Source organism: Edaphobacter paludis (assembly GCF_039993895.1).
GTDB classification, from domain to species: Bacteria; Acidobacteriota; Terriglobia; order Terriglobales; family Acidobacteriaceae; genus Edaphobacter; species Edaphobacter paludis.
Genome location: NZ_CP121194.1, coordinates 3373611 through 3397160, shown reverse-complemented (window position 1 = coordinate 3397160; position 23550 = coordinate 3373611). Strand labels below are relative to the sequence as shown.

Sequence of the window (23550 nt, the reverse complement as noted above, 5' to 3'; positions counted from 1 at the left end):
TGGCCGCTTTCATTTTGCGTGGAATGATAGGCGCGACTGTTTTCAGCAGCATGTCGCTTGACTGTGATCAATGGACACAAAGATCTGGCAGGGTACGATTCGACGCGTTCTTATCATAAAATTCGGGGCCATTGGCGACGTCGTCATGGCGATTCCTGCTGCCTATGCGCTCCATCTTGCCGGTGCTGAGGTGCACTGGGTAGGCGGAGCGGCGGTGGCGCCGCTGCTTGGTTGTTACCCTTGGATACGAACGATTGTGGTGGATGACCGGGCGATACTGAAGGGCTCTGCGACCGAGCGGGTCCGCGGGTTATTGGGGTTGTGGAGGACGGTCGGCTGGACGAAGTATGACCTTTGCGTGACGCTTTACTACGATGCGCGTTATCGGATCGTGATGCTGCCGATCCGGGCGCGGCGGAAGGTGATCTTGTCTCAAACGGATCGAGCCAGGATGTTGCTGCCTGGGCGACACCACACCGATGAGTATGCCCGGATTCTGCTCGGATGGCAGGATGGCGAGCGACCGGTGGGATTGACTCCAGTGCGGGCGGAACGGCTGCCTGTGTCTCCGTTGGTTCGGACGGAGGGCAAGGCGCGGGTGGTGCTTGCGCCGGCGGGAGCCAAGAATATGATGCGCGATGATGCATTGAGACGATGGCCCGTCGAGAATTACGTTGCCCTTGCATCGTTTTTGCTGAAGCGTGGGGTGGAAGTGATTCTTGCTGGTGGGCCTGGAGATATGTGGGCTGTTGCGGCGTTTGCGGGGTTGGCTGTGACCAACATGACCGGCAAGCTGACGCTTCCGGAGATGCTTGCGTTGCTGGAAGATAGTGATGTGATCGTGACGCACGATACCGGGCCTTTGCATATGGCTGGAATTACGGGCGTCGGGATTGTTAGCATCTTTGGGCCAACCGATCCGAGGGGACGGTTGCCGCAGCGGGCAGATACTGTGGCGCTGTGGGGCGGAGAAGGATTTGCGTGCAGGCCCTGTTATGACGGCCGCGACTATGCGCCGTGTCTGCACAATGGATGCGTGCGTCAGGTTTCGGTGGAGATGGTGATCCGTGAGGTCGAGGCGGTGATGGAGCAGAGGCGGTCGGAGCGGCCGATGCCGCCGCGAGTTGTGACTCCGATGAGTACGGTGGTGGCAAAGTTATGAGTGGACGCGCTTTGTTTCTGGACCGTGATGGTGTGATCAATCATGAAGTGGGATATCTGCACCAGGTGGAGGATGTGCGGTTTGTCGATGGAATCTTCTCGCTTTGCCGGATCGCGGCTGGGTTAGGCTATCGACTGATCGTGGTGACGAATCAGGCTGGCATCGCTCGCGGGTTTTATAGTGAGGCTGATTTTGAGGCTGTGATGGTGTGGATGCGGGAGGCGTTTCGGGCGGAAGGGGTGGAGCTTGATGCGGTGTATCACTGTCCCTTTCATCCTGAGCATGGGGTTGGCGACTATAAGCGGGAGCACGAGGACCGCAAGCCGGGAACTGGGATGCTGCGCCGTGGAGCGAGGGAGTTTGGCGTGGAGCTGGGGAAGAGCGTCATGGTCGGCGATCGCTGCAGCGATATTGCGGCGGCAAACGCGGCGGGGTTGCGGCAGGCGTTTTTGATTCAGGGCACGGAGGCCGAGGGGTGCGGCGGGGAGTATCTCGCGGTGGACGGGTTGGATGAGGTGGAGGGGTGGCTGGTCGAGCGCGGCTGAGGCTGTCTTGAATCAGTTGATTGCCCAGGCCGTCGCGACCGAGTTTTGCGCCGGTTCCGTCCTTTCATAGGTACCCTCCCCCCTATACTTTTCTGGTAAAGTCTTCATTCTATTGGAGATAATTTTCAAAGTCTTGTTTCTAAAGGACTTAGGCCCAGCTTCTCCGCTGGGCCTTCTGGTTTACTCTGACTGTTTCCAGTCTAGCAATTTGGGTGGAACTGATTTGCAGGTTGGAGCGGTTTATTTTTATCGATCTAAATTGTTTATTTTGTTGCATTTGGACGGATATCTGGGCATGCTTTTTGGGGTTCAGGACTTGACAGCTTGTTTGGGGTTTTAGGTTCGGCTGAGACAAATTGCTTCCCTCTGCGTTTGGCACGACTGAGTAAGGGAGGCGCCACCCATGGAACGAAAACCGTACCTCAGGGGCTAAAAGCCCCATGCCAGCAGAGCGCTTGCGGCACGGCTGAAGCCGTGCCCTTAAGCAAAACTAAGGTTCGGTTCGGCGTTTATGGCGAGCAGATCGCTTTCGGCACAGCTGAAGTCGTTTCCCCAAAGCGAATCTAAGGTTCCGCGTTTATGAAGCTACGCCTTGGAAGATTCAAGCAGGAACTGACCGGCTGCGTGGCGATGTGGGGGATGAGAATGAGGTCGGAATAATCGACGACTTTGGCTGTACACGATCTCATCGTGGGAATTTCACGGTGCGATTAATGCATCACGGTAGGATATATATTCAATCACGATGCGATATACTATTTTTATGACGCGGCATTCTTCTCCTCATGCGATTCCATCCGATGCGGTTCAGCTTCGTACCGAAGATGCGATTCGGAATCTGGCGTGGTTTCGCTATAACCTGCGTAAGTTCCTGCGCTTCAGCGAGAAGGCGGCTCGACAGTGCGGGGTCACGCCGCAGCAGCACCAACTGATGCTTGGGGTTGCCGGATATACCGGCCGAGGGACGGCTTCGGTGTCCGAGTTGGCCGAGTTTTTGCAGGAGCGGCACAACTCGGTGGTGGGTCTGGTGGAGCGGGCAGCACAGCGCGGACTGGTGCGCAAGGAACATGACACGAACGACCGCAGGTTCGTAATGGTTTCGCTGACTGAGCAGGGCGAGCAGATTCTTGCCCAGTTGACGGAGCTGCATAAAGAAGAGGTAAAGGCTGCCAAGGAAGCGTTAATGAAGGTCCCGAAGGTGCCCGCCCAGGTCCTCGAAGTGAAGAAAAAGGCCATCTGACTGGGAAGAGCTTTTCTGGTTTTGGATTGGAAGAATATTCGACAGTTTTGTCGCGGCAAAGGTAAAGACAGTTAATCAAATGGATCAGACGCAAACCATCAGAACGAGAAAAGATAACTGGGTGCTGCGGCACCCGCTACTGCGCAAGTACATGCCACTGGTGCATGAGGACCTTACTGCTACCTATTCGCGCGACCTGCATAAGTGGCTGATCATCGCGCCCATTATCGGGGTGACGACGGGGCTGGCGATCACCGTGATCGCGATCATTATCCTGGGCAAGCTGTGGCCGGTGGTGCTGGGCTATTACCTGGGGCATCACTGGGCGATTGTGCCGGGGCTGGTAGTTGCGTTTGCGGTGACGGGCCTGATCATGCAATATCTGACGCCCGACCCGGATGAGCACTCCACCGAAGAGGTCATTCGCTCGTACCACGAGCACCAGGGCGACATTAACATGCGGCCGTTTCTGCCGAAGCTGCTGGCGGCGATTACGACGGTGGGCTTTGGTGGCAGTTCGGCGCTTGAGGGGCCGAGCATCTATGGCGGCGCGGCCATCGGCTCGTGGCTTTGGGCGAAGCTGCGGTGGTTGAATCTCGATGCGCGAGACCGGCGCATCATGCTGATCTGCGGTGCGGCGGCGGGTATGTCGGCGGTCTTCCGTGCGCCTTTGACTGGTATCGTTTTTGCGCTGGAGATGCCCTATAAGGACGACCTGGCGCATGAGGCGCTGGTCCCGTCGCTGATTGCCTCGGTGATCTCGTACATCACGCTGAGCTCGTTTCTTGGTGGGGCTCCGCTGTTCGATTTTGCCAGCGCAACCTCGTTTACGGGACGCGACCTCTTCTGGTGCGCTCTGCTGGGGCTGATCATTGGTCTGATCGCGATGGCGTTTGTCATTACCTTTCGGCGCCTGCGGACGCTGTGCGTAAAGTCTTCACTTCCGCACTGGGTCAAGATGTCGATTGGCGGATTGCTGACCGGTATCTGCGGCGTGATCTTTCTGTACTTCTTCCATGGCTCGCTGGTGCCGCTTGGCCCTAACTACGAAGCGGTGGGAATGATTTTGGGGACGCACCACAGCACGCTGGAGTTGGTTGTGTTTGGTGTGCTGAAGCTGGCGGCGACGGCGTTTACGCTGGGCGTTGGCGGCGTGAGCGCGATGTTCGTTCCGCTGTTCCTGACCGGCGGCAGCTTTGGCGTAGCGTTTGCGCAGGCTGTGGTGCACAGTTCTTCGATTGAACTGTATGCTGCCGTGGGCATGGCTTCGTTTATCGCCGCGGGCTATAAGACTCCGCTGGCGGCGGTGGTGTTCGTCGCGGAGGCTACGGGCGGACATGCGTTTATTATTCCCGCGCTGATTGGCGCGGCGGTGGCGTATGCGGTGTCGGGCGATGCGTCGGCTTCTGGTGACCAGAAGCTGCACGAAGGCGTCAGGGTGCAGGAGCTGCGGCATGTAGTGGTGGGCAGCGTGATGCAGCAGAAAGTAGTTTCGGTGCAGGGCGCGTTGACGCTGCGTGAGTTTACGGATCTGCTGTCTCCTCACTATCACCACTCGACGTTTCCCGTGTTCGAGGAGGACCAGTTGCTGGGGATTGTCGAGGTGTGGGCGATTGCAAAGGTATCGCCGCAGAAGTGGGACACCATGCGGGTGCGCGAACTTACCAATCGGCACGCCTCGCGAGTAGGTTCCGACTGCGATGTGATGGAAGGGCTGCGCCTGCTGATGAGTGAGCATCGACAGCACATGCTGCTCGTGACCAGTGGCGCAGGGAAGCTCGAAGGTGTCGTGACCAAAACGGATATTCTGCAGGCGCTGAAGACTTATCGAGATGAGCCCACGCAGCCAAGTCTGGAAGCGGGATCGAAGGAGCACAGCCAAGTGGAATAAGTGGATGGTGACGCGCTGGGTTGCTGCTGCCGCGCGGATTTTTTGATTGGCCACTGGTGCCAGGGCTTGCTGCATGAGAGTTTGGCCGGATGGATCGTTTGATTCATCCGGAATGCTTGAGATGCTTGTAGCGAAGTGCGGAGGTTTCCTGATGGCCGATTATCCATTCACTGAAGTGACGACGCCAACCCCTGAAAGCAAGCCCCAGAAAAAAAGCCAGTTTGGCGTCGCACTTGAGCCGGAGGTCATCAAGATATGCGGCTATGCGCTGCTGGTCGGGTTGATCGGCGGCCTTGTGGCGGAAGGCCTGCTGGAGCTGATCTACCTTTTTACGAATCTCTTTTTTTACGGCAAGGCTTCGTTCGCGATCACGAACCCGGCGTATAACCACCTGGGCTTGTGGGTGATTTTGATTCCGCCGATTGGCGGACTTCTGGTCGGCATCATGGTTCATTTCTGGGAGCCGACGCTGAAGGGGCATGGGATTCCCGAGGCGATGGAGGCGGTGCTGTTTGGGCATAGCCGGATGCGGATTCGGGTGGCGCTGCTGAAGCCGCTGGCGACCGCACTGGCGATTGGGACTGGCGGCCCGTTCGGAGCGGAGGGGCCAATCATACAGACGGGCGCGGCGTTTGGGTCGCTGTTTGGACAGGCGGTGGGGCTGACACCGTACTATCGGCGCGTGCTGCTGGCGTCGGGCGCAGCGGCTGGTATGGCCGCTACGTTCACCGCTCCGCTGGCGGGGATTCTGGTGGCGATTGAGCTGCTGCTGTTCGAGCTGCGGGCGCGGTCGTTTATTCCGGTGGCGCTTGCGGCTGCGGTGGCGACGGGGGTTCGCATTCATTTTGTAGGATGGACGCCGCTGTTTCCTACGCCGGCTTTCAAGCTGACCAGCATGAATGAGCTGTGGCTGTTTGGGGTGATGGGCATCCTGATGGGAATGGTGGGGCTGGCGATGATTCGCGCGTTGGCCTGGATGGAAGATTTTTTCGACGAGCTTCCCATTAAACATGCGCTCATCTGGTCGCCGATGATTGGCGCGCTGATACTGGGCGTGATTGGGTATTTTTATCCGCAGGTATTTGGCACTGGATACGACACGATTCGCGATATGTTGAATGACCGGCTGACGATGAGCAAACTGCTGGGCATCTCGGTGGCGAAGTTCTGGGCGCTGGTTATTTCGCTGGGATCGGGAACTACGGGCGGCGTGTTTGCTCCGTCGCTGATTGTGGGCGGGGGCATTGGGGCGACGTTCGCAATTGGGCTGCAACATATCTTTCCCCATCTAGTCAGCAACCCGGCGTTCTATGCGCTGGTGGCGATGGCCGCGGTGTTTGGTGGGATTGCGCGGGCACCATTTACGAGCATCGTGTTTTTGTTCGAGTTGAGCCACAATCCGAATGCGCTGCTTCCGCTGATTGTGTGCGTAATGGTTTCGGATGGGTTTGTGCGGCTGTTCAGCCGGGATTCGATCATGACCGGCAAGCTGGTGAAGCGTGGGTTGATTATTTTGCAGGACTACTCGGTGCCGGTGCTGATGCGCGCGCGGATCGACCAGATCATGCAGAAACAGTTCAATGTGATCGATGCGGATGAGGAGTTGCGGACGGTATTGACGACGCTTGCGCCGGGAAGCGGCGTTGGGCTGATGCCGGTGGTGGAGAAGGATGGGTCGCTGGTGGGGATCGTGGAGGCGCACGATCTGTTGAAGATCGAGCCGCCGGACCACCACTTCAAGATGCGCGAACTGGCGCGGCAGGACTATGTGCTGGCGTATCCGGAGGAGGCGGTGGACCAGGTGAATCGCGATATGCTGCTGAAGAATATTGAGAATGTGGTGGTAGTGCAGTCTCATGGGTCGCGTAAGCCGATTGGCATCGCGCGGGCGAATGACATTCTGCAATTACGGCGCTGGCTGATGGAGGAAGAGACGCGAGAGGTTGTGGCGAAGAGTAAGGCTTGATGGATGGTGGCGCGGCTTCGAGCCTGAAGGTATGGCGCTAAGGGTTATAGGTGTAGTGACGGTATATATTTTTTAAGAGCCTGATCTCTGAAGAGAAGAGGTATTTCATTTTGAATCTAGCGACTACAGGATAGAAAACCCATAATGCCCGGATCCATCAAATCGCAATTTCTTGGTCTCCTAAGGAGAGCTATCAATGGCCCAGTTGACGCAACAACGCGCAGCATTGATGAAAAGGTCAATGATTCTCTACTGATTGAAGGGCGGATGGCGTGTTGGCGGACGCGCTCCATGGAAACGATCCAGTCGTTGCAGGATATCGAATTCAAAGTATTTTCGCAGTGGGGTGAAGACGGAATTATCGATTGGCTGATCGAGCGTGCTGCGATCCCTGCCCACTTGCATACTTTTATCGAGTTTGGGGTAGAGACCTACCGCGAAGCGAACACGCGGTTTTTGTTGGAGAACCGTAACTGGCGAGGTCTTGTCATGGACGGAGACCCTGCACTGGCTGACCATCTTAAAAAAGGCGCTCTTTTCTGGCGATATGATCTCACGGCGAAATCTGCATTTATCACCCGGGAAAATATCAACGACCTGATTGCCGAAGCTGGATTCTCGGGAGAAGTGGGACTTCTCAGCATCGATGTTGATGGCAATGACTATTGGATATGGGAAGCTATTGACGTAGTTCAGCCAGTGATCTGCGTTTGCGAGTACAACGCCGTATTTGGGGATTTACATGCTGTCACTGTTCCCTATGACCCGGCGTTTATGTGTAGCCAGAGTCATTTCAGCCATCTCTATTTCGGTGCCTCGATCGCTGCTCTGCGGTCCCTGGCGGCACGTAAAGGGTACAGGTTTCTTGGAACGACGCTGGCGGCAAATGACGCATTTTTCATTCGCGAGGACTATGCGCAGCGCCTGGACACAGCTTTAGTGAATCGTGCAGCGCTGCCCTCAAAAGCCCGCAGTTCAAGAGACAGATCAGGCAACCTGTCATATGCAGGAGGACTTGAGCGCTTCAGGATAATTTCGGATTTGCCTGTGGTCGAAACAGAAACAGGAGAGACGAAGGCTTTAGGCGAACTTGGACATGTATACAGTAAGGAGTGGCTGGAGCAGATCGTCTAAAGTCAGTCGTGCAGAGAGCGAGTCCACGCCAGCGCAGTCTTCCAGAGAGATTGATGGACGGAAGCAATGGTCATGACCCGAAGATTCCAACTTAGGGGGTGGACCAGAAGGTGTTTGCAGTCTGTAGCCATGCCTGCGACATCAGCCAGTGGCCAGCGTAGGTGGGATGAATGCCGTCCCAGCTCCAGTGGTCTGCTGGCGCCTTTTTCGATGCGGCGTCAAAGACATCCTGGTACCTGACAAGGGGAAGATGGTACTTTGCTGCGAGCTTCTCCACGACGGCTTGTCGTTTCTTTACCTCCGCCAGTTCTGCTGCGTAGTTGACCTGATGCTTGCCGACTGGAAGTAAGAATGGTTGGCCGAGCACGATTTTTACGTGCGGCAGATCGGCGATCGTCTGCGCCAGTAGTTGATCATAGGTTTGCTCGTACTCCTCGACGGTCTCAGCTTTTGGGCCGGCGGAGAGGGTATCGTTTATCCCAACTAAAATACTGAGCACGTCTGGCTTGAGTGCAAGCGTATCGGACTGCCAACGAGCGGCAAGATCCAAAATACGATCTCCACTGATGCCCCGGTTCATGAAGTTGAGATGTCGTTCCGGATATTGCGCACCGACCATCGCCGCCAGGATGTAGGCATAGTCCTGGCCCATGATGTGGTTGTAATCTTCCCCTTTGCGCCATCGTCCTCCGTCTGTGATGGAATCGCCCTGGAAGATGACCACATCATTCTGATGAAGGAACGGGAGCGGCGCCTGTCCCCAGAAGGGCATGGCATTCAATAACAGCAGTAACGTGATTCTTGAAAACATCTTCATCGTGGCTGCTTCCAAAAAACAGGCCGCTCGATTTCGGTCTGGTTGTCTGTCTGTGCGTCGTTCGAGCCTCGCACGCTAAAGAGTCCTCATCGCGATAACACTTACGTTTCCGTCCGGGGCGCGTGCAGGCAAGTCGATGCGCAATCCACTCTCGGTCTGATTGAACTTTAGCGGCTGGCCATTGGCAAGCAGGTGTGCTGAGAGAATCTTCGGATCGACGCCTTTCATCTCAAGCGAAGATGCGGGCCAATCGAAGACGTGGACGAAGATCGTACCGCCTTTTGCTGTGGTGCGGACGCCTTTGACTCCCTGTACTGGGCCGTAGGTTGTTCCGTAGATGGAGTCACCGTTGATGGCGAGCCAGTCTCCGATAGCGCGTAGACGCTCCTGAAACTCCGGCTGAATGACTCCGTCGGGCTGAGGCCCTACGTTGAGGAGGAAGTTGCCACCCCGGCTCGCTACTTCGACCAGACTGCGAATCAGAAAATCAGCAGACTTGTAGTTGAGGTCGTGCTTGTTATAGGCCCAGGTGTCGTTGATGGTCATGCAGGTCTCCCAAAGCTGGAAGTCCTCGGGCCTTGGAACGGCGGTTGCTACGAGCTTGTTCTGCACGCTGGGATCGATGCCGGTGACCACGACGTTGCGTGTAGGAATGGCGTTGGGGATGAACTGTTCAGGAGTCTGAAAGTCTCCGGGCACGCCGATGCGATCGTTGACCAGTGTGCGTGGCTGTAGCCGATGAATGAGATCGAGGACATGGGTGCCGTTGTATTTTCTCTGATTGTTGAGACCATCGAACCAGATCAGTGCAGCCGGGCCGTAACGAGTTAGCAGTTCGGTGAGCTGGAGTTCCATGTAATCGAGGTAGAGTGGCCACTCGGGGCGATCCGGCTCGCCCTCCCAATTCTCTTTGGCGAGCTTTGAGGTGTCGCGAAAGTCGGGATGATAGAGGTCGGGGGGAGAGTAGTAGAAGCCCAGCGGCATATCAGAGTGTTTTGCCGCGGCGACAAGTTGCGCGACGATGTCCTTGCCGTACGGGGTATTGGTTATTTTGTGTTTTGTGTAAGCCGAGTCGAACATGCAGAAGCCGTCGTGATGCTTGGTGGTGAAGACCATGTATTTCTGGCCGGCGCTGCGAGCCAGGTCGACGAAGGCCTGAGGGTCGAATTTTGTGGGGTTGAAGCGTGCAGGCAGGGCACGGTATTCGGCTTCGGTAATTCCGCCGGGCGTGGGCCGCATGATGGGCCATGAGGCTTCAACGCTGGCGAGTGAATAGGGTCCCCAGTGGATGAACATCCCGAATTTGGCGTTCCGGTACCAGGCGGTGCGCTCCTCCTCGAGTAGGGAAGCGAAGGCCGCGCTCGGCAAGAGAGGGGCGGCGGAGGCGGCGAGAGCCATTTGTAGAAATTGCCTGCGGGGATAGGTATAAGCGCTCATATGGGTGGAAACCATAAGGCCCGTAGGGTGGTACTGTCAAGGATCATTCTCAATATTTCTAATATTTATAGATATATTCAGCGCAATTGACATTGCAGGTTCGGTAAGGCTATGGTGAAGGCGCTTGAAATTTAAGCGCTCAAAAATATGCCAACTCTTTCCTCTTTAGCGACAGATGGACTGGTAAAGACCGACTTGGCCGAACGACTGCGGCGGGAGATCGTCGAAGGCTCTCTGGCCCCCGGTGAACGTATTGTCGAAGGCAAGTGGGGAGCGAAGTTTGGTGTAGCGCAGGGCTCCATCCGCGAGGCGATCAATATTCTGGCGCGGGATGGTTTCATCACCAAGGAGTCGGGACGCAGCGCACGTGTGATTAATCTGAGCGAAGAGGATGTGGCGCACCTCTACGATCTTCGCGGTGCGATCGAAGGGCTGGCTGCGCGTCTTGCCGCGGCTCTCCAACCGGATTTAGGCAAGTTGCAGACTGCGGTACAGAAGATGCGGGAGGCCGCTGCCGCAGGGAATCGCGAGCAACTGATGGACTTCGATCTGCAGTTTCATCTGGAGCTTTGCAGGCTGTCGCAGAACCCTTACATTATTGAGCACGCGCGTCGCATTCTGCTACCGTTCTTCGCATTTGTGCGCATGCGTGTGACCACCAGCGGCCAGACAACGACCGTGTGGGACAAGGACCTGGAGGCGCACCAGCGGATTGTGGATCTGCTCCGCGAAGGTGAGGGTGAGGTTGCCGAGCACTATGTGAAAAGGGCGATGGCGCGATTTGCTAAGGCGGCCTACGGCCAATGGGAGAGACGAGACTGATGGCGGATGAGTTGACAGGGAAGGTCATCGTTTTGACGGGCGGTGCGGATGGAATTGGCCGCGAGTGCGCACTGGCATATGTACGCGAGGGAGCAACGGTCGCGATTCTTGACCGTAACTTTACCGCTGCACAGCATACGGCGGGTGAACTGGGTGGTGGGTGCATCGCACTGGGTGCTGACGTCAGTGATGGTGAGTCAGTGCGGATCGCACTGGCAGCAGTGACCGAACGATTCGGACGCATTGATGCCGTCCACAACAACGCGGGTATATCGAGTCCATCGCGGCCGCTTCACGAGACCACGGAGCAGGAATGGGACGATATGCAGCGAACCAATGTGAAGTCGGTTTATTGGACGACACGGTTTGCCTTTGAAGCGCTGAAGACAAGCAAGGGCTGCATTCTGAATACGGCGAGCATGGTGGGCTTGATTGGGCAGGCCGATCATGCTGCCTATGTTGCAAGCAAGGGCGCGATGATCTCGTTGACCAAGGCGCTGGCAGTGGACTATGCGGGGTATTCGATTCGGGTGAATGCAATTTGTCCGGCCGGTGTATGGACACCGATGTTGGAGCGATGGTGTGCGGAGCAACAGGAGCCGGACAGCATTCGGCGATACCTGGATGAGATTCATCTACTGGGCGCTTGCCCGCACGGTGATGTAATCGCGGACGCAGCGGTATTTTTGCTCTCCGCCAAGGCGCGATTTATGACAGGGTGCATTCTGCCCGTGAGCGGCGGAGCTGAGCTGGGTTACAGACGATAGCAGACGGGAGAGGTGATGCCGACTTACACGATCAAAAAGATTGCGACGCGCGATGCGAGATACAAGCTGCCCGCAGGGGCTGGTACGGATGCTGTGCATACAAATCCGGAGTACTGTTTTGCAGTGACATTGCTGGAGAGCGATCACGATCTTTTTGGGACAGGAATCGCGCTTACCCTGGGAGAGGGAAACCGGCTGGTATGTGAAGCCATCGAGATGCTGGCGCGGCCTCTTGCGGGCCTGGAGATCGAAACGCTGATGGCTGACTTTGGCAGTATGGCGCGGCGGCTCGCCAATGATCCGAGCCTGCGCTGGCTGGGTCCACATAAGGGGGTCGTCCATCTGGCGCTGGCGTCGATCACGAACGCCTGCTTCGATCTGTGGGCCAAGAGCCGGGGCGTGCCGCTGTGGAAGCTACTGCTGGACCTGACGCCCGAAGAGGTTGTCCGGCTGCTGGACCTGAGCTATCTGGAAGATGAGATGTCTCCACAGGATGCGATCGAACTGCTGCGGGGGAAGCTGGCAAGTCGTCCTGAGAGAGAACATATTCTGGCGACGGGCTATCCCGGGTACGACACGTCGGTAGGATGGATGGCGTATGACGACATGAAGGTGCGTGAGTTGACGATGCGGGCGCTCGATCAGGGTTTTACCGCGTTCAAGCTCAAGGTTGGTTCCGACGACGCCGAGCGTGACCTGCGTCGCGCATCCATGCTGCGTGAGTGTGTGGGCGACGCGGGAACACTGATGTTCGATGCGAATCAATGCTGGTCCCTTCCTGTGGCGCTTCGCCGTTGCCGGGAACTGGCAAAGATGAAGCCGTTCTGGATTGAAGAGCCGACCCATCCCGACGATGTGCAGGCACATGCCGTGCTCGCAAATGCAATCGCGCCGGTAAAGATTGCAACGGGAGAGCATATACCCAACCGCGTCGTCTTCAAGAATTTCATGCAGTCCTCGGCCTTGCATTATGTACAGGCGGACTGCACGCGACTGGCCGGGGTCAGTGAGTTTCTTGCGGTGAGCCTGATGGCGAAGAAGTTCGGCCTGCCTGTTGTGCCGCATGTGGGCGATATGGGCCAACTGCATCAACATCTGGTACTGTTCAACCACATCGCGATGGATCACGATGCGCTGTTGCTGGAACACATTCCGCATCTGCGTTCCCACTTTGTATCGCCTGCCGAGGTGAGCGGTGGAGTGTACACGACGCCACAGGAGCCGGGTGCTTCCTGTGATCTGAAATTGATCTCACCGGGCAAAGCTAAGTGACCGCAGAACTCTTCTATGGCGTTGCGCTGACGATGATTGCCGGTCTGATGGCGGGCAACTGCATGTTGCCTATGAAGTTCACACGATCATGGAAGTGGGAGAATATCTGGCTGGTGTTCAGCGTCGTCTCTCTCGTGATCCTGCCGTGGGCGCTGGGTTTTGTTCTCGTCGACCACATGCTGGAGATCTATCGCGGGTTGGGTATTGGAAAGCTGGCGCTTCCGCTGCTACTCGGCGCGGGCTGGGGAGTAGCGCAGATCTTGTTTGGCATCTCGGTGAATCGCCTGGGGCTAGGTGTGGCCTACGCGATCATCGTGGGGTTGGGCGCTGTATTGGGAACGCTGGTTCCGCTGCTGATACAGCAGAGCGCTGTCACGATCGGGCACGCTGCTTATTTCATCGCAAGTGGCGTCGTGATCATGGTGGCGGGGGTGTTCTTTACAGGGTGGGGAGGGCAGGTCCGAGAGCGCGCATCAAAGGTTGCGGCTGCCGTGAGCAGCAGCCCATCGCGACAGGGGTATGCTGCGGCAGTGCTGCTCGCCGTGGTCTGCGGCATCATGGCGCCGATGCTGAACTACTCATTCGTATTTGGTCAGGACATCGCCAAGGAGGCGGTCCGACTTGGCGTTTCTCCGCTGCACGCGGGCTACGCGGTGTGGCCCATTGGGCTTACGGGAGGCTTTGTTCCAAACATCGCGTACTGTCTCTACCTGTTGCGGAAGAACGGGACGTGGAGGACATTCCAGTTGGCCAGGGGAGATTGGTTCTGGGCCTCTTTGATGGCGGTGCTGTGGATGGGATCGATGGCGCTGTACGGCATGAGCGCGAGCTATCTTGGCACCTTTGGAACTTCAATCGGCTGGGGACTGTTCCAGATCTTCATGATCATGACGGCTACGTTGTCGGGAGTGTTGACCGGCGAATGGAAGCGCGCGCCTCGGCGTGCAACCGCCCTGCTGGGAGTGGGACTTGCGTGCCTTACAGGTGCCACGATCCTGCTGGCTCTTGGCAATCGTTAGGCACCATGCGCTCGCGCAAGGTTGCATCTATTGAAGTCTGCACTCACTCCGCAATGTTCTCGGTATACATCACGCGGTCTTGTTGGCGAATCGCGTATGGCAACTGTTATTTCTGCTGTGAGTCAAGTATCTGGAGAGCGCGAATGATCTCTGGATCAGAGGGTGCAAGCTTTTGTGCAGCCAGCAACTGGGTACGTCCATTTTCCAACTCGCCGGACCGGCAGTAGATGAGTCCCAGGTCCTTGTGCAGCAAGGGCAGCGCGCTACAGTCTTTGCAGAGCGCGATCCCTTCCTTCAACTGGGCGATTGCCTGTGGCCAGTCGTGGGCGGCGGCCGACGCCAGAGCAAAGTTGCCCAGAGTCTCGGCGCGATCCATGATGTGCTTCTGTGTCTGCAGGGTATCGAATTTAGCTTGCAGGCGCTTCGCTTCCGCAGGGTCAGATTTGGTGAGCAGGCGGGCGAGGTTATACAGAGCTTCGCCATAATCGGGCTGGATCTCTATCGCTTTGCGCCACTGCTCCACCGCTCCGGCGGAGTCCCCTTTGTGCAGCAGTTCGCGACCCAGCATATATCGTGCATCGGCATAGTCGGGTTTTAAGGTGACGGCTTTGGAGAACTGCTGGATGGCTTCGTCAGTATTGCCTGATTGCCTGGCTAATAGACCCAGCAGATACCAGGAATCGGTTGCGTTCGGATCGAGCTTCGTCGCCGTCTCCAACTCGGGCTTTGCTTCTTGACCACGCTGGAGATCGAGCAGAACCCTGCCTCGGTTGTAATGGGTGATGGCGCTGTCAGGAGCGAGGCGAACAGCCTCAGAGAACTCTGCCAAAGCTTCATTCAGATTGAACTGATCGGCCAGGGCGATGCCAAGATTCAAATGGGCATCCGCAGCTTTAGGGTCCAGTTCGATCACCTTGCGGAAGGAGGCGATCGCTTCGGCATGGCGGTTCATGCGGGTTAAGACCATGGCATCCGCAGTGAGTGCGGAGGTGTTGTCGGGCTTGAGTTGCAGGGCGTGGCGCAACTGCTCATCCGCCTCTGAAAAGCGCGCCTGGCTTGCGAGCACCAAACCAAGATTTATAAAAGCCTGGGCATATTGGGGATTGTTTTCGGTGGCCTGTCGGAACAACTGCTCGGCTTTCTGATTCTCGCCCTGCTGGCCATACAGGACGCCCAGATTGCTCTGCGCTTCGGCATACTGCGGGTCCAACGAGATGGCGAGCTTCAGCTGTTGCTCGGCCTGTGCCATCTGCCCCGCTTGTAGATCGAGCAGTCCGAGCTGATTGTGGGCTGGGGCGAAGGAGGCGTCCAGTGCAATCGACTTCATCAGCGCGTCGCGCTCTGCGGCGAGATCTCCAGCCCGATCCAGAGCCAGGGCAAAGTCATAGTGGGTGCGTGCGTTGTTCGGGTCGTCAGAGAGGGCCTCCCGGTAGAGGTCGATGGCTTTTTGTACGTCGCCTGACACCAAATATTGATTGGCCTGATTGACCTTCACGCCTGCGACATCCTGCTTTACGGTTTGAGCCTTCTTCTCCTGGAAGACCTTCAGCTCCTGGCTTGCCTGCTCCTTCCTTCCTAGAGAGCGCAGTACGGTCGAGAGCTGAAACTGTGCCTCCGTGGAACTGGGATTGATCTGCAGCGCCTTTTCGAATTGTTGCCTGGCTTGCTCCGGCTTTCCAAGCTTGGCAAGAACAAAGCCAAGATCGTAACGTGCGTCATAGTGGTTTGGTTCAAGCGCCACGGCCTTCGTCAGCAATCCTTCCGCTTCGGCATATTTGCCCATGCCTCGCTCAATTGCGCCCATAAGATAGAGGGCTTCAAAGTCGTGTGGCTTGCGGTGGAGGTAGTCTTGAGCCAACGGCAGGGCAACATCGAACTGCGCGAGGATGATCAGCGCTTTGGCGTACGAGGTGCGAGCAACGTCATCGCTCGGATCAAGCTGCAGCGCCTTCCGAAACTCTTCGGCGGCGTCGCGGTAGCGGCTCTGCTGGGTATAGATAATGCCAAGATTGACGTGTGCCTGTGCGTAGTCGGGATGTTCTTTCACGATTGCAGATAGAGTCTGCTCCGCTTCGCTGGTCTTTCCGTCGTTGGAGTAGGCGATGGCAAGATTGAGGGCCAATACTTCGTCCGGTGGAGCGTCCTTAAGGGCAGCGATGGCAGCCGAGTATCTCTTCTCCGCAATGAGTGCCTTGGTCAGGCCGTCCAAGGCTGGAACCGATTTTGGATCGGTGTTCAGCACAGATCTGAATACATCGACGGCGGCAGCTGGTTGGTTCGCCTGATTGAGTGCGACCCCAAGTGCAATCTGAATTCTTGGTGTTGCGGGCTTGAGAACAGATGCGGCGCGAAGCTCCCGCACTGCTTGTGCGGCGTCACCATGTTGCAGCAGGGCGATGGCGAGATCGTAGTGGGCCTCCCATGATTGTGGAGCAAGGCGAAGCGCGGAGCGGAAGGCGGGGATGGCGCATGCCAGCTGCTCTTGTTGCCCGAAATAAGCGCCGAGCGCATCGTAGGCCCCAGCGGTGGGGTGGGTCGCGATGGCTCGCTCCAACTCCGCTGGGCCTTTGCAGTGTGAAGAAACGGGCTGTGATAAGGCGATCCCGCAGCAGCTCACGAGGGCGACGGCTGACCAGGCAACCCGGAGAGATATCAGGCGAAAAATCATTGCTGCAAGCATACCTGCCCTTTGTGATTCTGCGCGACTGCTGTTGGCTCGGAGTCTGGACCCGGTCCAACCGACGGTCGGCGGAGATCGAGGAAGTTTTTGCGACACCATTCGCGAGGCTCGCTTACGCCTCCCCTATTGCTGGCAAGGTTTGCCGTCAGCGCCGGTATTTTGAGGATGCTAAAATCCGCGAGGTGATCAGGAATCGTTTTTTTGCTCGTCCTGCCCGTCCTTTTACTGTCTTGTTGTGTGCCGTAATGCTGTGGGGATGCACGAGTAATGTAGCTCATGCGCAGGGCATGGGAATGGCGACAGGCAACGGGAAGGCAGCCCCGGCCAAGCCGTTGCCACCAGGCATGAAAGCTCCTGTCGTTCACTACGTCGACATTGCGGCTCAGGCCGGACTGAAAGACGTCAACGTGTCCGGCGCAGACAAAGATAAACAGTACATTATTGAGACTACGGGCACCGGCGTCGCGATCATCGACTATGACAACGATGGTCTCCCGGACCTGTTTGTAGTCAACGGAGGGAAGCTCGATGGCAGTTCGGGTGCACCGTACCATCTCTACCATAATCTTGGTGGGTTGAAGTTTGAAGATGTGACGACGGGATCTGGATTGACGCACACGGGCTGGGGTCAGGGAGTCTGCGCGGGCGATGCGGACAATAGCGGTAAGGTCGATTTGTTTGTTACAGCGTGGGGGCAGAACGCTTTCTTCCATAATCTGGGTAATGGCAAGTTTCGCGACGAGGCGAAAGAGCGGGGATTGACGACTGCGCAGCGGCGCTGGAGTACGGGTTGCGCTTTTGTGGACTTCAATCGCGACGGCTTTCTCGATCTGGTTGTGGCTCACTATGTCGAATTCGATCCAGCGAAAACTCCGCGGCCGGGAGACAAGTCCAGTTGCCAATGGAAGGGTCTGCCGGTGTTGTGCGGGCCTCGCGGGTTGCCAGCTGAGACGATCTCACTCTACGAGAACGATGGGCATGGTCATTTCAGTGACGTTTCCGACAAGATGCATATAACGACCCCGAAAAATTACTACGGCTTCACCCCCCTGACGGGAGATTTTGATAACGATGGCTGGCCGGATATTTATGTGTCCTGCGACTCGACGGCTAACCTCTATTACCACAATCTGAAAGGGAAGGGCTTTGAAGAGATCGGCGGCGTGTCCGGTGTGGCTTATAACGAAGATGGACGCGAACAGGCTGGCATGGGAGTGAGCGCGGGTGACTATAACCACGATGGTCTGTTGGATATTTTTAAAACCAACTTCGCAGACGACACGCACACTCTCTACAAGAACGACGGCAACAACAACTTCGAAGATGCGACGATCGACACAGGACTTGCAGTCAATACGCGCTATCTGGGGTGGGGAACTGCGTTTCTCGACTTCGATAATGATGGCTGGCCGGACCTGATTGTCGCCAATGGACACGTCTATCCGAAAGTGGAAGACGGACAAACGGGGGAACACTTTAAACAGCGCCGGCTCCTTTACTGGAACCGGGGCGATGGCCAGTTTTTCGATTTGTCCGGTGCAGCCGGTCCGGGAATATCCGACGAGCACTCGTCGCGAGGTCTTGCGATTGGAGACCTCGACAATGACGGCGAGCAGGAGATCGTGATCGTGAATATGGGAGAGGTGCCCACGCTGCTCAAGAATACGGCTCTGGTCAGTGGGCATTCGCTGACGGTACGCGTTCTCACCTCGACAGGCCGAGATGCAATGGGTGCACGCGTTACGTTGAGTGCAGGTGGCCAGAAGCAAGTCGATGAGGTTCGTAGCGGCGGGTCATTTATGTCGCAGAGCGACCTGCGTCTCCACTTCGGCCTGGGTAAGTCTTCAGCGGCAGAGTTGACGGTTCGCTGGCTCAGCGGCAAGACGGAAAGTTTTCCGAAGATCGAGGCTGGACAGGTCGTGACTATTCAAGAAGGCAAGGGCATCGTCCACAAGCAGCCTTTTACGAACTCAGAAAAATAGAAATTTCCAACTCACTTTGAAACAGACTGGTCATAGCCCTTGCGCACTGGCGGCGGCGTTTCACGGGTCAATGCGGCGTATTTTTCTGCCAGTTCCGTCTCGCCGAGTCTTCGGTAAATCTGCTCCAACAGTACATAGATTTGTAGATCGATGATGCCGCCGGTCTGGTCGGTAATACTGGCGGCCTTTTCGGCGTCGGTTCGCGCCTGGGCGTAGTTGCCCAGTCGTGCGTTGACCTTCGCACGGTCGTACCATGTGGCTCGGAAGGTGGGAACGAGGTCCACGGCGCGATCCAGATGCTGCTTGCTTTCGGCGAGCTGGTTTCGCTTGGCGAGAAATCGGCCGTAGTTGTAATCGAGAAACGCATCGAAATGAGGTCCTTCGTGGTTGACCGCCAGGCCTTTTTTGTAGGCGTCGTCGGCGCGGTCCTCCTGGCCAAGCGGCTCGAGATTCAGCGCGAGATAGTCCCACGCAGGCGCGTACTCCGGATCGAGATCGACGACCTTCTGAAAGGTCAGGACTGCATCTGCTGGGCGCTTCGCGCGATCATATAAAGTCCCGAGCTGGAACTGGGCGTCGGCATTGCCGGGATCCAGTTCGCAAGATCTCTTCAAAAGTGTCAGGCCGATTTGTGCCTGCCCCTTCATATCCAGAATCTGCCCACGCACGGCGAGAGCCGCAGGATTGGCGGGCTCATTGTTGAGCGCTGCGGCGGAGAGATCGTCGGCCTGCTGGTATTGCGCCTGGTCGATCAGGAAACGCGCAAAGTATGCCATGCCGGCGGCATCGCCTGGGACGATTGCGAGATAGCGCGTGAATAGGTCCTGTGCCTCCGAGGTAGAACCCTGGGCCGCGGCGATCCGCGCACGCATCAACGTGAGCTGGGGGCATGCTGGATACATTGTCGTGAGCGGTGCGAGTGTGTTCTGCGCTGCCTCCACTGCGTTACGCCCGAGATCGTCAGCAATCAATTTCAACTGTGTCTCTGCCCCGATGCAGCCATCTGCGTGAGCAACTGGCGCAACAGCCGCGATGCAGAGAACGCAGATCCAGAATGCCTTCATGACGCACCCTCGGTCACTTTCAATATTCGGTCAGCCTTCACGTTATGCAGCACCTGGATGGTTCCGCTCGGCCAATGCAGTTCAATTTCCTTTACAACCTTGTCGTGGCCGAGGCCGAAGTGAACCCGCTTGTCGGAAGAGCTTGCATAACTTCCGGCCGTCGTCACCTCGTTGTATTGCACAGCTCCAGAGGCAGAGGTGAGCTTGATCTGCGTGCCGATACCGTCACGATTACTCTTGACGCCGATAGTCTGGATCGTCAGCCAATGATTGGTGTTTGGTGAGGTGTTGTAAAGGAGCTCGGCGGGGCTCCCAATGGCGGAGACCACGACATCGATTTTGCCGTCGTTGTTTAAATCTCCGAAGGCAGAGCCTCGATGGGCTGCGCGTACCGTCATCGCTGCGCCTGCTTGTGCGCTCACGTCCTGAAAGGTGCCATTTTGCAGGTTGAGGAAGATGGCGTTCGCCTGGCGATAATGCTGCTGCGGATCGAGATCGGCGTTTTCACTTACATGCGAGTTTGCGCTGAAGAGGTCCTTGAATCCATCGTTGTTCAGGTCGTAGATGCCTGCACCCCAACCGCTCATCTTGTAGGTTATGAACCCTATTCTTGCGGGGTACGTGTCCATGCTGAAGAGCCCGCTGCCCTCGTTTCGATAGAGGGGAAAAGTCTCACCGCCGAGCGCCGTGATGAACAGGCCGGGATGGTTGTCATTACGGTAGTCACGAAAGTCGACCCCCATACTCGAAACCGGAATGCCATCCTCGGTGTAGGCCACGCCAGCCTCTACGCCTACTTCGTCGAAGCCTTTGCCTTGGCGATTTCGGAACAGGAAGTTTCGTTGGTTATCGTTCGCGACGAATATATCCATCCATCCATCGCCGTTGAAATCGGCAATGGCAACGCCCATGCCCTTGCCGATCTCAGTGGCAATGCCAGTCGCTGCGGAGACGTCAGTGAAAGTGCCGTCTCCGTTGTTGTGATAGAGCAGGTTCGGTTCGCCAGGATAGAGCGAGGGGGGACAAGATAATCGCTTGCCGGGTTCGCCGCAGACCTTGGATGTCTCCGGCGTCCAATCCAGATAATTCGTCACGAACAGATCGAGCAGGCCATCGTTGTCGTAATCGACCCAAGCTGCGGAGACTGCAAGCAGTTTCTTGCCGCCAGGGCCGATGCCGGTAACTCCGGCGTGTTCGGTTACATCCGTATAGGTGCCGTCGTGATTGTTGTGATACAGGATGTTCCGGTTAACTCCGGTGACATATAAATCCGTCCAGCCATCGTTGTCGAAGTCTGCGGCTGCCGCGCCGATGCTATAGCCGGCACCGCGCAGGCCTGCGCGATCCGTGACATCGGTGAATGTGCCGTCATGATTGTTGTGATAAAGCCGGTTGTAAAAGCCGGGGCCATCTTTGGCGAGCGTCGGAATCTGTGCTCCGTTGGTGAAGAAGATGTCGAGATACCCGTCGTTGTCATAGTCCAACAGTGCGACGCCGCCCGGAATGCTGTCGATGATCGGTTTGTCGCTGGTTGTCCCGTTGTTGAGAACGAAATCGACTCCTGAGTGCGGCTGGCGATTTTCAAAGCGAATCTCGTCCCCGCTCTGCGCGACAAGCCCTTGAGCGCAGAGGAGTAAGAGCAGGCCTGTTGGTACTAAAGGGAGCACTTTCTGGAAGAAAGCTCGCAAAGGATGGGACGCGATCATTATGGTGAAGGTTCTCCACGTGCGAGAGTCAGCATCTTTCGAATATAGGAATCCTGAGGAAAGATCTCCAAATAGTGTTCCATTGCAGCAAGAGCGTTTGTGTATTGTTTCATCGCGATGAGACGCGCCACCAGATTTCGCTGCAGTTGAGGATTGAATGGATCGAGCGCCGTTGCCTTCTGCAGGAGCGCAAGGCCTTCCTCCGGCTGGCCTAGCCTGGTCGTTGCCTCTGCAAGATCGCCGTACACCGTAGCTTGTTGTGACCCAAGCTTCACAGCACGCTGCAGATGATCGACTGCCTCCGGCAATTTGCCACTCTTCAAGTCTCTACGGCCAAGGGCGGCCTGCACCAAGGCGCTGTCCGGGGCTGTCTGCTCAAGTTGCGTCAATACCTTCAAATAGGGGGCAACGTACTCCGGCCTGGTGGCGGCCAGTTCGCCGTAGGCCTGCAATAACGTGAGCGGCGGAACCACATCTTCTTTGCTTCCGGGAACGGGATCGAGATGAATCAGATCGGGCAATGCCGCCGTGGTCTGATGGAAGGCGCTCTCAGGAAAGCTTTCGTCCGAGCGAGCCAGAATGCGGTGGTTGGTAATGCTTGAATGCGAAATCACTTGCACATCGCGCTTTGGCATGTGGCACCCGATGCAATTGTCTGCAGGCGTCGTGCGTTGTCGTGCGACATTGGGGAGCGTGCAACTCTGTTGTGTGTGGCAGGTCATACACTTTGCGTTGAAGTAAGCTGGCGCCTCCGCCTGAGTGGGCTCAACGTGAGGATTGTGGCAGGTGATGCATCCCATGCGTCCGCCGCTGGACCGATAGCATTTGCTCAACGTCATTGAATAGAAGTGTTCCAGGTGATCGGCCTGCGGAGGCGATGCCTTGTCGGGTGGAACCATCAGGATAGAGAGAACATGATCCAGTGGTGTTCCGGGCCTGAAGTCCTGATATGTCTTGCCCTCTTGAAATACTCGTATATTGCCGGTCTGGTGACAGGACATACAGATGTTGTTCGCTAAATCCATGCTGAGGTCCGCGGGATTGACGATCATGCTTCCGTTGTCAGAGTTGTCTCCTGAATCCATTGCGTGAATGTGAGCAGCTCCCGGCCCGTGACAGTTTTCACAGCCAACGGCCACCTGAGTAAACGGCGGGGTCTCAAACTTCCCGTTTGTTTCGGGAACTGGCCGGGGACGACCGCTGTGGCAAGAGATGCATCCAGCCAGGATGGGGCGATTAAATCCGTAGTCTCCGAACTCGTACCCGGGGGATGGCCCCCATGTGCCGGTTTTCGAATAAAAAGATAACGGCGCCTGAAACAGGTAGTGGTCTCGCTCCGCCAGTGCTCCTAACCCGTTGGCTCCAGCTCCTATGATCCAGTCCAGCTTCTGCGTGTTGCGAAATATTTCCTTCCCTTGTGCATCCGTCTGGTATTCGCTTTGGTACAGCTTTCCGTCTCGGGCATGGACTTCAAAGTGCCGGTCCAGTTTCGCGTCGTAGAGGTCGGCAGAGGTGTGCAATGTCTGCAGCAATTCCGGTGTGATCCGAGACATGGAGCGGCCCATGCTGGTTTTGGAAAACTGCCTGTAGATCCCAAGGTGGCAACGAGAACAACTTGCCGATCCGACATAGCCCTCGCGGTTTGGAACTGTGACCAATAGATTTGGAGCCACGCTGGCGATCGCTTTCTGCGCTTGCCCGAAGCCATCCAGGACAAGCAGGGTCGCGAACAGGCCGCACAAGACCCATTGGGTATACCTCGCTCGCGCGCGTCGTTGAGTTTTCATGGCCCTCATATCGGTTCGTTTCCTTATGCAGCTTCGAACCCCAGTATGCTTTCACAACACTCTACATCGATCTGATCCTCTGAAGCGGCAGCCTGCACCTGGAGTTTCCTCGCAGAAATCAAGGGTGAGACGAAGAAAAATGGAGAGGAGTTCGGACTCCACCCCACGGTGGATTTTTTTCTTCATCAAAAAGTGTTTTTATCCTTGACATTGATTACGACCGACAGCTACAAAGTGTCGATCAAAGTAAACGTAGAAG

Annotated in this window: 17 protein-coding genes; 11 read left to right on the top strand and 6 right to left on the bottom strand. The window is 56.7% G+C overall.

What is annotated here, in order from left to right:
• Positions 1 to 70 precede the first annotated feature (70 nt).
• The 6 genes from P4G45_RS14135 to P4G45_RS14110 all read left to right on the top strand — a co-directional run bounded on the left by P4G45_RS14135 (position 71) and on the right by P4G45_RS14110 (position 7938).
• Positions 71 to 1162 carry a glycosyltransferase family 9 protein gene (locus P4G45_RS14135; protein ID WP_348267123.1) on the top strand — a complete coding sequence of 364 codons (1092 nt, stop codon included), beginning with the start codon at positions 71 to 73 and terminating at the stop codon, positions 1160 to 1162.
• Positions 1159 to 1707 carry an HAD family hydrolase gene (locus P4G45_RS14130; RefSeq protein WP_348267122.1) on the top strand — a complete coding sequence of 183 codons (549 nt, stop codon included), beginning with the start codon at positions 1159 to 1161 and terminating at the stop codon, positions 1705 to 1707. Before P4G45_RS14135 ends, P4G45_RS14130 begins: the two co-directional genes overlap by 4 nt.
• A 763-nt stretch (positions 1708 to 2470) precedes the next feature.
• Positions 2471 to 2947, top strand: a complete 477-nt coding sequence (locus P4G45_RS14125; protein WP_348267121.1) for a MarR family transcriptional regulator — start codon at positions 2471 to 2473, stop codon at positions 2945 to 2947.
• Between the two features lie 79 nt (positions 2948 to 3026).
• On the top strand, positions 3027 to 4838 hold the full coding sequence (locus P4G45_RS14120; RefSeq protein WP_348267120.1) for a chloride channel protein: 1812 nt from the start codon (positions 3027 to 3029) through the stop codon (positions 4836 to 4838).
• Between the two features lie 151 nt (positions 4839 to 4989).
• Entirely contained in the window at positions 4990 to 6804 is a 1815-nt protein-coding gene (locus tag P4G45_RS14115; RefSeq protein ID WP_348267119.1) for a chloride channel protein, read from the top strand.
• 144 nt (positions 6805 to 6948) lie between these two features.
• Positions 6949 to 7938 (top strand): hypothetical protein, encoded by a 990-nt coding sequence (locus P4G45_RS14110; RefSeq protein WP_348267118.1) that lies wholly within the window; start codon positions 6949 to 6951, stop codon positions 7936 to 7938.
• A 91-nt stretch (positions 7939 to 8029) separates the two neighbouring features.
• Here P4G45_RS14110 and P4G45_RS14105 read toward each other — a convergent pair whose 3' ends face one another.
• Both P4G45_RS14105 and P4G45_RS14100 read right to left on the bottom strand, forming a co-directional pair.
• Positions 8030 to 8755, bottom strand: coding sequence for an SGNH/GDSL hydrolase family protein (locus tag P4G45_RS14105; protein ID WP_348267117.1), 726 nt, complete (start codon positions 8753 to 8755; stop codon positions 8030 to 8032).
• A gap of 75 nt (positions 8756 to 8830) precedes the next feature.
• Complete coding sequence (locus tag P4G45_RS14100; protein ID WP_348267116.1) at positions 8831 to 10153, bottom strand: alpha-L-fucosidase; 1323 nt, start codon at positions 10151 to 10153, stop codon at positions 8831 to 8833.
• A 186-nt stretch (positions 10154 to 10339) separates the two neighbouring features.
• Between P4G45_RS14100 and P4G45_RS14095 the strand changes: the two genes are divergently transcribed.
• Genes P4G45_RS14095 through P4G45_RS14080 form a run of 4 tightly spaced genes read left to right on the top strand, consistent with a single transcriptional unit; the run spans position 10340 to position 14072 of the window.
• Entirely contained in the window at positions 10340 to 11014 is a 675-nt protein-coding gene (locus tag P4G45_RS14095; RefSeq protein WP_348267115.1) for a GntR family transcriptional regulator, read from the top strand.
• Positions 10996 to 11781, top strand: coding sequence for an SDR family oxidoreductase (locus P4G45_RS14090; protein ID WP_348267114.1), 786 nt, complete (start codon positions 10996 to 10998; stop codon positions 11779 to 11781). The genes P4G45_RS14095 and P4G45_RS14090 overlap by 19 nt, the downstream gene beginning before the upstream one ends.
• Positions 11782 to 11796: 15 nt before the next feature.
• A complete protein-coding gene (locus P4G45_RS14085; protein WP_348267113.1) occupies positions 11797 to 13053 on the top strand; it encodes an enolase C-terminal domain-like protein in 1257 nt (418 codons plus the stop codon).
• Entirely contained in the window at positions 13050 to 14072 is a 1023-nt protein-coding gene (locus tag P4G45_RS14080) for an L-rhamnose/proton symporter RhaT (protein ID WP_348267112.1), read from the top strand. Before P4G45_RS14085 ends, P4G45_RS14080 begins: the two co-directional genes overlap by 4 nt.
• Before the next feature lie 106 nt (positions 14073 to 14178).
• On the opposite strand, the gene P4G45_RS14075 is transcribed toward P4G45_RS14080, so the two are convergent.
• On the bottom strand, positions 14179 to 16626 hold the full coding sequence (locus P4G45_RS14075) for a tetratricopeptide repeat protein (protein ID WP_348267111.1): 2448 nt from the start codon (positions 16624 to 16626) through the stop codon (positions 14179 to 14181).
• A 419-nt stretch (positions 16627 to 17045) separates the two neighbouring features.
• Between P4G45_RS14075 and P4G45_RS14070 the strand changes: the two genes are divergently transcribed.
• On the top strand, positions 17046 to 18734 hold the full coding sequence (locus P4G45_RS14070) for a CRTAC1 family protein (protein WP_348267110.1): 1689 nt from the start codon (positions 17046 to 17048) through the stop codon (positions 18732 to 18734).
• Positions 18735 to 18745: 11 nt separating this feature from the next.
• Here P4G45_RS14070 and P4G45_RS14065 read toward each other — a convergent pair whose 3' ends face one another.
• The 3 genes from P4G45_RS14065 to P4G45_RS14055 are packed head-to-tail and all read right to left on the bottom strand — an operon-like array spanning position 18746 to position 23291.
• Positions 18746 to 19798, bottom strand: a complete 1053-nt coding sequence (locus tag P4G45_RS14065) for a tetratricopeptide repeat protein (protein ID WP_348267109.1) — start codon at positions 19796 to 19798, stop codon at positions 18746 to 18748.
• Positions 19795 to 21504 carry a CRTAC1 family protein gene (locus P4G45_RS14060; RefSeq protein WP_348267108.1) on the bottom strand — a complete coding sequence of 570 codons (1710 nt, stop codon included), beginning with the start codon at positions 21502 to 21504 and terminating at the stop codon, positions 19795 to 19797. Before P4G45_RS14060 ends, P4G45_RS14065 begins: the two co-directional genes overlap by 4 nt.
• Positions 21504 to 23291, bottom strand: coding sequence for a tetratricopeptide repeat protein (locus tag P4G45_RS14055; protein WP_348267107.1), 1788 nt, complete (start codon positions 23289 to 23291; stop codon positions 21504 to 21506). The genes P4G45_RS14060 and P4G45_RS14055 overlap by 1 nt, the downstream gene beginning before the upstream one ends.
• Positions 23292 to 23550 lie beyond the last annotated feature (259 nt).

What these genes read in the sequence shown, in the direction of transcription:
- P4G45_RS14095 (WP_348267115.1), top strand. Translation starts at nt 10,340, where the DNA reads ATGCCAACTCTTTCCTCTTTAGCGACAGATGGACTGGTAAAGACCGAC.
- P4G45_RS14105 (WP_348267117.1), bottom strand. Translation starts at nt 8,755, where the DNA reads ATGAAGATGTTTTCAAGAATCACGTTACTGCTGTTATTGAATGCCATG.
- P4G45_RS14125 (WP_348267121.1), top strand. Translation starts at nt 2,471, where the DNA reads ATGACGCGGCATTCTTCTCCTCATGCGATTCCATCCGATGCGGTTCAG.
- P4G45_RS14130 (WP_348267122.1), top strand. Translation starts at nt 1,159, where the DNA reads ATGAGTGGACGCGCTTTGTTTCTGGACCGTGATGGTGTGATCAATCAT.
- P4G45_RS14090 (WP_348267114.1), top strand. Translation starts at nt 10,996, where the DNA reads ATGGGAGAGACGAGACTGATGGCGGATGAGTTGACAGGGAAGGTCATC.
- P4G45_RS14085 (WP_348267113.1), top strand. Translation starts at nt 11,797, where the DNA reads ATGCCGACTTACACGATCAAAAAGATTGCGACGCGCGATGCGAGATAC.
- P4G45_RS14055 (WP_348267107.1), bottom strand. Translation starts at nt 23,291, where the DNA reads ATGAAAACTCAACGACGCGCGCGAGCGAGGTATACCCAATGGGTCTTG.
- P4G45_RS14070 (WP_348267110.1), top strand. Translation starts at nt 17,046, where the DNA reads ATGGCGACAGGCAACGGGAAGGCAGCCCCGGCCAAGCCGTTGCCACCA.
- P4G45_RS14120 (WP_348267120.1), top strand. Translation starts at nt 3,027, where the DNA reads ATGGATCAGACGCAAACCATCAGAACGAGAAAAGATAACTGGGTGCTG.
- P4G45_RS14060 (WP_348267108.1), bottom strand. Translation starts at nt 21,504, where the DNA reads ATGATCGCGTCCCATCCTTTGCGAGCTTTCTTCCAGAAAGTGCTCCCT.
- P4G45_RS14135 (WP_348267123.1), top strand. Translation starts at nt 71, where the DNA reads ATGGACACAAAGATCTGGCAGGGTACGATTCGACGCGTTCTTATCATA.
- P4G45_RS14115 (WP_348267119.1), top strand. Translation starts at nt 4,990, where the DNA reads ATGGCCGATTATCCATTCACTGAAGTGACGACGCCAACCCCTGAAAGC.
- P4G45_RS14065 (WP_348267109.1), bottom strand. Translation starts at nt 19,798, where the DNA reads ATGAAGGCATTCTGGATCTGCGTTCTCTGCATCGCGGCTGTTGCGCCA.
- P4G45_RS14110 (WP_348267118.1), top strand. Translation starts at nt 6,949, where the DNA reads ATGCCCGGATCCATCAAATCGCAATTTCTTGGTCTCCTAAGGAGAGCT.
- P4G45_RS14100 (WP_348267116.1), bottom strand. Translation starts at nt 10,153, where the DNA reads ATGGCTCTCGCCGCCTCCGCCGCCCCTCTCTTGCCGAGCGCGGCCTTC.